Below are 589 nucleotides of genomic sequence, written 5' to 3'. Positions count from 1 at the left end.
GATCTAAATTATACGCAGGTGCTTGATATTGACACGCAATATTCCGTCGATACCGACCAAGACCCAGATAATATTCAGTTTCCTATCTGGGCAAAGGCGACAATAAATGGGAATGAAATGGCTGGAATTTATATGGATACGCTGACGCTGACATTAGAGTGGTAAGTGAACTTTGGAGGGGTGAAATGGAATTCATACTCAAAAAACTATTATTAATAACCTTCCTTTTTGTTTTTTTCTCAAATGCCAATGCTAACTCATTATTAATTTGGCCGATTTACCCCAAAATATCAGAGGAGAGTAATGCAACATCACTTTGGATGGTAAATAAAGGCAGTGTTGATTCTTATTTACAGGTGAGAATTTTTAAGTGGGAACAAAACGAAGGAGAAGATAGTTATTCAAGTCAAAGCCAGTTAATTGCAACTCCTCCGTTTGTCAAAATTGAACCAGGTGAAAAGCAGTTAATCCGCATCATCAACCAAGATGAGGCCTCTGCGGGTAAGGAGTATGCATACCGAGTGATCATAGATGAATTACCGCCAACTCAAAACCCTCAAACAGAATTGACGGAAAATGAACTCGCTGT

At 38.7% G+C, this 589-nt stretch carries 2 protein-coding genes; both read left to right on the top strand.

The annotated features are described in order from the left end of the window. The coding region (locus IQR33_RS23500; protein ID WP_193844100.1) for a spore coat protein U domain-containing protein at positions 1-165 on the top strand (165 nt) is incomplete at its 5' end. A 20-nt stretch (positions 166-185) separates the two neighbouring features. After that, on the top strand, positions 186-589 hold a 404-nt coding region (locus tag IQR33_RS23495; protein ID WP_193844099.1), incomplete at its 3' end, for a molecular chaperone.

The organism is Vibrio sp. OPT46 (assembly GCF_015163535.1).
Lineage (GTDB): Bacteria > Pseudomonadota > Gammaproteobacteria > Enterobacterales > Vibrionaceae > Vibrio > Vibrio alginolyticus.
Note: the sequence above shows the minus strand (reverse complement) of the source record. Positions and strands in the feature narration are given on the sequence as shown.